This is a genomic window from Paraglaciecola polaris LMG 21857 (genome assembly GCF_000315055.1).
GTDB lineage: Bacteria > Pseudomonadota > Gammaproteobacteria > Enterobacterales > Alteromonadaceae > Paraglaciecola > Paraglaciecola polaris.
In genome coordinates this window covers 1-7,371 of sequence record NZ_BAER01000094.1, presented here as the reverse complement: position 1 = coordinate 7,371, position 7,371 = coordinate 1, and the positions used below count along the sequence as shown (strand labels likewise).

Sequence of the window (7,371 nt, the reverse complement as noted above, 5' to 3'; positions counted from 1 at the left end):
AGGTGATTGGTATAAATCCATCTTCCTTGCGCTTGGCATTAATACCGAAGGTCAGAAAGAGCTAATGGGCATGTGGGTAGCTGAGAACGAAGGCGCTAAGTTCTGGTTGAGTGTGCTGACGGAGCTACAACATCGTGGTGTAGAAGATATTCTCATTGCTTGCGTAGATGGCCTCAAAGGTTTTTCTGATGCGATTAATGCCGTGTTCCCACAAACCAATGTACAACTATGCATCGTGCACATGGTGCGTAATTCGCTCAAATACGTTTCTTGGAAAGACTACAAGGCTGTGACGACTGATTTAAAGCGTATTTATCGTTCAAGTACAGAAGAAGAAGCCTTGCTCGAACTAGAGCGTTTCAGTGAGACTTGGGATGAGCAATACCCCCAAATCAGTAAATCCTGGCGCGCACATTGGCAGAACTTAAATACTATTTTTAATTACCCTGCGGATATCCGCAAAGCGATTTATACGACTAACGCCATAGAGTCTCTCAACAGCGTTATCCGTAAGGCAATCAAGAAACGCAAGATATTCCCAAGCGACGATTCAGCTAAAAAAATGGTGTACTTAGCCATTACTGAAGCATCAAAGAAATGGTCTATGCCAATTCATAACTGGCGGCAGGCGATGGTTCGCTTTATTATCGAGTTCGGGGACCGCCTCGAAAAACACATTAATTAAATGGCAGTTAGTCGGATAAGAGAGCGATATTTCTATCGCTCCCTCTCCTAAGAACCGTGCGTGCAAGTTTCCATGCACACGGCTCAAGCTCTCATAAAGCCAAACGCGTTAGACCCAACAGCTTGCTCCAGATATGACATTTTCTTAGCTCTTTTATCGAAATAATCAAACCACTCAGCATCGTACGGAGTCGCTACAGATATGACTTGCCGATGTCTGCGTATAGGAATGTCGGCGGCCTTTTTCAACCAAACGATGCGTTTTTCACCGTGATTAGTTGTGTAAGGTGCAATGAACATCCACTGCCGCATACCACGGTGGGTATAGTATTTCCGGTATAGCCACGCTGCAGACTTCTTAGGATGCTTGTGTTTAATCATTCGATGAAGAGTATGAAAAATAGCAGAGTCAACATTATCAAAGACTTTCTTGGCCACAACATGACGATAATAATTAGCCCAGCCTACAATTTTGCGATTGATCGAGCTGAGTAACCTCGCCACTGGTGTAGATATTCCTTTCTTTATCTCTAATCTGATAGACTCAAGGAACGATTTGATACTGCTATTACTTGGTTTAATAAGTAGCTTTTGGCCATACTTACGTACATTAAACCCAAGAAAATCGAACCCCTTTGTAATAGAGGTAATCAAGGTCTTTTCTTTGGACAACGTTAACCCTCGCTCAAACAGGAAAGCCATTACCGCTGGTTTTATCGTATTCTCAAGCAACTCTTTAGAGTTGGCAGTGATCACAAAGTCATCAGCATATCTAATCAAATGGACTTTTTGAATTGGCTTGGTAATCGATTTAAGCATCGCTTCCATTCCATCCAAAGCACCATTCGATAAGCAAGGCGATATGATACCGCCTTGTGGCGTTCCCGCTGTCGTTGGAAACAGGCGCCCTTTGTCCATAAAGCCTGCCTTTAGCCACTGATTCAACACTTTTTTCTCTAGCTTTAAGTGTTGATGTAACCATGTATGGCTAATATTATCGAAGCATCCCTTAATGTCACCTTCGAGGATCCATTGAGCCGATGTTTTCTGAGCTAACACATTAAAGCATCTTTCAATCGCATCGGCGGCTGATCGCTTGGGTCGGAAACCATAAGAATGGTGATCCGCTGTCACTTCAGCTACCGGCTCATATGCCAATAGAAAGAGAGCCTGCATTGCTCGGTCAAACATGGTTGGAATGCCCAAAGGTCGTTTCTTGCCATTCTTTTTCGGAATGTAGACCCGCCTCAATGGCTGCGAGCGATAATTTCGACAGGAAAGCGCTTTAGCTGCCTCCCATTTCTGTTTTGTATTTATCCACACAATGCCGTCAATACCAGGTGTATTGCGTCCCTGATTTTCAGTGACACGTTTCACTGCCAGTAACTTCGCTTGATGGGATCGTGTTAGTAAATGTTGTAGCGCTTGGACTTTGCCCCAGCGCTTAGCTCTAGCTGATTTAGCGATACGCATTTGGAGTCGACGAACGCCAAATTCAACTCGTTTCCAATTGATGGATGACCAGTTATTCGACGGTGAGGATGCACCACTATGCTTAATCGCAGGTGTCATCTGCTTTTCCTCATAAACTCAATTCTCCGCATTCTCTCGCTATTGAGAACCAGTCGGACGTAGGCACTCTTTCGAGTCAGGTGATTTGCACCCTATGCTGATCATTACAATCAACCCTTAGCTTTTTCCGACCTCCCATTCCCGCATAACCATTGCTTACCCTTGCGGGTAAACTACCTTTCGGAGCTATACGGGGTTTCCACGTTTCGTTCCTGTGACTCGATGGGTTAGGTCTCTCGTTTACACCGGCGATGCGTATACTCACGATACCCCATCTGTGAAAGGATATTCTTGATCGCTTACCTTTTGGTTGAAGCTTGTCAGCCGCTTTAGCTTCTTAACAGTTACGATGCTTGTCGAGATTTGCATTTGCTGACCTTACCATCATCCCTAGCGCCTTCACCGCTTGCGGCTAGCAGTTTCGGTATTACCTTTACAGGCTGCACCTACGGTTACCCGTGGCTACATTGTCCTCAGCGCTTTGCACCTCAACGTTACCGTCAACGCACAGCTGGGTAGGGAACTATTGGTGAGACAATAGGTTTCATACCCAATCTTAACGATTGAATGAAACAATCACAGGAACAACATCGTGTCGCACCACAGAATCTGTTACAGGCTCGGTTAGAACAACTTACCCTGAGCTATCGGCTTACCTACAACACACCATTGACAATCACTATACTATTATCTTACTTCAAACCATTCTCTACAAAAATAAAAGCCGAAGTTCGCTCTGTGGTATGCATGTACCGGTCGAAATCGATCAACCATTTCGGTTCAATCCGATCACTCATTTCGATTTAAAACGATCATCTATTTCGGTTCTATCCGGTCAAATTTAGCCGTTTCGGAAGCATTACGGTAACCCCCCATTTACAATCGTTAACGACGAGCGGACGTCACTATCTGGTTAGGTTACCAATAGGTGGCGGCTTAAACTGCCATAAAACCTACTCTGCGGATCGTAGCGTTTTTTTAGCGCTAGCAATCTAATACTGTTTTCACCAAAGTACATTTTCAGTTCATCTTTGCCTAAATACTCATAGTTTTGATATGCCCGCTCATTATAAAAATCAGATAATATCGTATGGCTGTCGTCGACCCAATTTTTTATTGTTGAGCGCATTTTCGGCCCCTCACATACGCCAGTAACACTGCATATAAAACTCGACTTCCGATGAATGAATGCCGTATCTTCCATGTCTCTATCTTGGATAGCTCCCCCTAAGGGATCAAACATAATTCCACCATAATTATCTGGGCAATTAGCGTAGCAATCAATAATTTTATCAATAAATTCCGACGATAAGGCTTGGGATATAAAGCCATTTCGCCAATAAACACAAAGTTCGCTTTGGTATGCATTAGATTGCATTTCGAGATAGGATTTTTCACCGATATCTATATTAGCGGCGTTACCCCAACGTGAAACACGTTTAAAGAATGATTCACATTCTGGCTTGGTAGCGGTACTAAAGGCCATTATTGATATCTTTTCTTGGTCTTTGCTTGCGCGTGAAATATACGCATACAGAAAGTAGTCCCGGGCGCTATTGAGCACTTCATCGCTATACTGTTTCAACACTTTTTTTGCTTCGGATATTGGCCATTCTATGATACCCCCCATCACTGTTGGTGGTATGTGATGCACTTTTAACGTTATTTCTGTAATAACGCCAAATTGGCAGCCGCCACCGCCACTCAGCGCCCAAAAAAGATCGGGGTTAGAAAATGAGTTTACTACCAGCTTTGTTCCCTGTGCATCAATCATTTTGACGCTAATTAAATTGTCACATGTCAGACCAAATTTACGTGATAACAATCCAATTCCGCCTCCAAGTGTCGCTCCAACCACTCCCACATCTGGGCATGTACCCAGTGGCACAGCCACGCCATATTGCGCGGTATACGCATCTAGTTCTTTATTCTTAACCCCTGCGCCAATGACAACGGATTTTCTATCGTCTGCAAGCGCAATGAATTTAAATAGAGACATGTCTAGCACGATCCCATCGTTTACAACGCAGCTTCCGGTATTGGAATGCCCGCCTCCTTTTACGGATATAGGTAGGCTGTGTAGGTTGGCAAATTTGATCGCTAGACATACATCCTGCTCACAAAAAGCTTCAATAATCACTACAGGATCATTGTTAATCGCGTGGTTGAATACTTTTTTGCGAATTTCATATTGCTCGTCAAGAGCGAACCATAAGTGGCCCTTGAATTGATAAGCGATGGCTTGAAGTTGTGTTTTTAATCTGTTGACGTTCACGTTAGATATCCAAAAGAAAAATGGGGCCGTTAGCTAAAAGGGCTTATGGACGTTTTAGGTACTCACTGATATTCCAGCACCTGGACGAGAATTCTTCGCTATTTGCTGTAAGCAGAATCTTCGATATGTAAGTGGCCGCTAACTCAGGTGTCAGTAGCCTATTTTTTTCATAAGCATCGGTCATGGCTGTCGCGATAGGCAAGTCGTTTGGATCTGTCATTCGAATACGTTCTTGCATTGGCGTGTCAACATTGCCAGGGGCAACAAGGCCAAATATCGCCTTTTCAACCGCGATTTCAGTCTTCAGGCAAGCATAAGCCATATGCAATGCCATTTTACTCACACAGTAACTCGCCGCGCCATAAACAGGTTGCAATGTCGCGTCGCTAGTAAGAAACAGCACTCTTGAGTGCGACAGTTTTTTAAGTAATTTCAGCGTAATGAAAACAGGAGCATCGACGTTTGTTTGCTGGCAAATCATCCAGTCGTGATAATCGATATTTTCCAGTGGTGCTAACGGGGTAACCACCGCTGCGCAGTGCACGACAAAATCAATTTTTACTATATTACCTAATACATTACATAAGTGATTTCTGCCAGATTCGGTTGCAATATCAGAATTGACAATCGTAAGCCGTTTTAAAAACTGACGAGATAAGCCTTCTAAACTCGACGGTTCTCGACACACAGCTACAACTGATATATCAGTTGTGCTCGTTAATAAGCTTGTACATAAAGCAAAGCCGATCCCAGAGCTTGCTCCTGTTACCAATGCAACACGCTTCATGTTTGCTACTCCAGAAATATTGACGCATGTGTTTCTCTATTGCTATTAAGGTAGGGTAAACGACCTTAATCATAGAAATAAGTAATGACTTTTTAAGTGTAATTAATTTTTCAGCTACAAGATATAAGGCATTGTTTAGATTACAGTAATGTAATGAAACAGTAATCTTCATGTTCTTTTGCGATTGTACTGGAGAGGTTAGCCCTTTTAATTAACGAGCTGCTACTTGCTACACAATTTAATTTTCGGGCATTTGGCGTTAAGCGACATTTTGTTGTTCAAATTTCTCCGAGCTTAGATAGCCCAAGGCACTATGCCTTCTCTTTTTGTAGTGATCAATTTCTGCGTATTCAAATACATGTTGCGTCGTAGTTTCTCTGTTCATAGTCGGCTCATACTGGCTAGTTTCGACTTTCAATGAATGGAAGAAGGATTCAACACAAGCGTTATCCCAGCAGTTGCCTTTTCGACTCATACTTTGTACCAAATCAGGTTTATTTATTAAATCACGGTCGGCATGAGAGACGTATTGGCTCGATTCACGAAGAAGAAAGACCGACCTTATGAAGGGATACCCCAGCGCCTGCATAAGCGACGTATAAATAGTTGGCTAAAATGTTGTACGGAGTGAAAACAGCCGACTATTTAAAGTCCGTTTAGTTGGTTTGTTAAATGCCTATTACAAATTATTTTGAACCATTTCTTTAATTTTATAAGCCTTAACAAAATGATCTAATTTGTGAGTTTGTATCCACCAAGTAGCGACCTCCATTAATAACTCAGGATTATCATTTTTATTAGCGAAAAACGCATAAAATGAAAGCCCAACATTGTCACCCTTGCTTGCAATTTTCTTATCACAAACGTCGATGATTTTAGATCTTAATTCTGTTCTCATAATATAATTACAACCCTAAATCTGATAACAACACTGTGCTTAATATTCCGATCTTACACGATTTGCTTAAAAAGCAATGCCCAAATCTACATGGAAAACGCTTTTCCTTCCTTATAGTTGCCACCCAATCCTTACTGGATGGACAACAATAGTCGCTAACCGAATTAGGCCGAAACATTGCAGGCTCTGTCGCCCCAAAACACAACATTAAACGTATAGACAGGCTGTATCGGAAATAGGCAATTATCTAATGAACGATTTGACATTTATCGCTGGCTCACACGATTGCTCTGCGGTTCGAACCCTATGCCCGTTGTACTCGTGGATTGGTCTGATGTACGGGAGAAAATACGGCACTTGACCTTGCGTGCATCAGTAAGCGTGCAAGGACGTTTGGTCACGCTGTATGAGCGGGTATTTTCGTTTGCTGAATACAACTCACCCGTCAGTCATAATCCCTTTCTGCGGGAGCTAGCGAGTATCCTACCGTCAGATTGTTGCCCATTAATGATGACGGACGCTGGCTATCGTAACCCGTGGTTTCGCGAAGTAGAAAAACATGGCTGGTCCGCTGCGCGGCGATGTGGATTTTAAGCTTGATGGACAAGCCCTGTGGCGAAGTAATAAGTCGTTTTATCCCAGCGAATTCTCAGGCTAAGTAACTAGGCTGCGGTGAATTAGGGCGTAAAAATCCACGTCATGCACATCTTCATTTATACAAAGCAAAACCCAAGCATCGCAAAGATAAACGCTCTTCAAAAGCAGGCCGAAATCATATTGCTTTCGGTATATATCCATGCAAGATACTCCTAGTAGCTAACGCTTTGCTAAGCGGAAAATTATGGTTGGCTATAATGCGCGAGCCAACTGTTATTTTTCCGTTTGAGCAACTTGTATGGATAATAACTCGTGTAAATCATCCTGATTTTAATCGGGGTGAGGTAAAGTGAGACCCAAGCTTTAGCAGCAACTAAAGCCTTCTTTTGTGGTAGTTCGATTGAGCGATGGCTCCTCAGTTGAGAGACCGATAACAAGAAAGAACGCCACAAAGGACTCCAAGCAAAACACTCGAATAGTCTACTGGGTCTCAACCCGCATTATGCAAGTAAGAGTTAGCTTATTATGAATACAAAAACAAATCAAAGCGTTAACGTC

The 7,371-nt window shown here is 42.8% G+C and carries 5 protein-coding genes and 2 pseudogenes; 2 read left to right on the top strand and 5 right to left on the bottom strand.

Translation table 11 applies throughout. The annotated features are described in order from the left end of the window. Positions 1–685: IS256 family transposase (locus GPLA_RS15640; protein WP_040515038.1), on the top strand; the 685-nt coding region annotated here is incomplete at its 5' end. A gap of 83 nt (positions 686–768) precedes the next feature. On the opposite strand, the gene ltrA is transcribed toward GPLA_RS15640, so the two are convergent. The 5 genes and pseudogenes from ltrA to GPLA_RS15615 all read right to left on the bottom strand — a co-directional run bounded on the left by ltrA (position 769) and on the right by GPLA_RS15615 (position 6,216). Beyond that, positions 769–2,256 carry a group II intron reverse transcriptase/maturase gene (gene ltrA, locus GPLA_RS15635; RefSeq protein ID WP_007105915.1) on the bottom strand — a complete coding sequence of 496 codons (1,488 nt, stop codon included), beginning with the start codon at positions 2,254–2,256 and terminating at the stop codon, positions 769–771. A 913-nt stretch (positions 2,257–3,169) separates the two neighbouring features. Next, positions 3,170–4,531, bottom strand: coding sequence for an FAD-binding oxidoreductase (locus GPLA_RS15630; RefSeq protein ID WP_007105913.1), 1,362 nt, complete (start codon positions 4,529–4,531; stop codon positions 3,170–3,172). 43 nt (positions 4,532–4,574) lie between these two features. Further along, positions 4,575–5,318, bottom strand: a complete 744-nt coding sequence (locus GPLA_RS15625; RefSeq protein WP_007105912.1) for an SDR family NAD(P)-dependent oxidoreductase — start codon at positions 5,316–5,318, stop codon at positions 4,575–4,577. 259 nt (positions 5,319–5,577) lie between these two features. Then, a pseudogene (locus tag GPLA_RS15620) lies at positions 5,578–5,853 on the bottom strand (IS3 family transposase); the annotation flags it as partial. Positions 5,854–5,997: 144 nt separating this feature from the next. Beyond that, a complete protein-coding gene (locus tag GPLA_RS15615; RefSeq protein WP_007105911.1) occupies positions 5,998–6,216 on the bottom strand; it encodes a DUF6500 family protein in 219 nt (72 codons plus the stop codon). Positions 6,217–6,251: 35 nt separating this feature from the next. Here GPLA_RS15615 and GPLA_RS15610 point away from each other — a divergent pair. Then, positions 6,252–6,998 (top strand): annotated as a pseudogene (locus tag GPLA_RS15610) (IS4 family transposase); the annotation flags it as partial. Between the last annotated feature and the right edge of the window lie 373 nt (positions 6,999–7,371).